General features: G+C 54.9%; 1 protein-coding gene. It reads right to left on the bottom strand.

The features are described from left to right. A partial coding sequence (locus EAD98_RS20705; protein WP_199723481.1) for a hypothetical protein occupies window positions 1-435 on the bottom strand: 435 nt, incomplete at its 3' end. Window positions 436-510: the final 75 nt, after the last annotated feature.

The following is a 510-nucleotide window of genomic DNA, read 5'->3' as shown; positions in this document are numbered from 1 at the left end:
GGGCTCGGTAAAGTACACGGGCAAAGTCAGATCAGCGTGGACTTCAAAGCTCCACGGAAAACGAAGCTGCCAGGTTTTAGAAACTCCCGCCTGCACACCCAGCATCTGATAACCTGACACATAAGTGTTGGTCGCCGACTCAATGCCACTGCGTGAACGATAGTTAAGCTGCATTTGCAACTGCCAGTCGGCTGCCAACAGGGTCTGCAGTCCTCCGGCAATATCAAATGCCTGAGACCGGTCTCCATTCTGCTGAAGCCCAGAAGGAATTTTATAGGTTTGCCAAGACGTGCGGGCCCTGCCCACAAAGGAATAGGCGGAACCTTCATTGTCAGTTTCGGCGGCAACACCTGCAACGTAACCCGCCTCGGGACTTAGCAGGGAATTAAATCCCTGCCCTTCCACCCGGTTATTAATCATCTGATATCCAGCCACGGCCTGCATCTGCCAGTGTCGCGGGCTCAAAGACGATTCCATTGCCTGCTTCCCCGCGGCCTCTCCGGCAGAGGC

The organism is Micromonospora sp. CV4, assembly GCF_003667455.1.
Lineage (GTDB): Bacteria > Actinomycetota > Actinomycetes > Mycobacteriales > Micromonosporaceae > Micromonospora.
The sequence above is the reverse complement of the archived record's forward strand: the minus strand, read 5'-3'. Positions and strand labels throughout refer to the sequence as shown.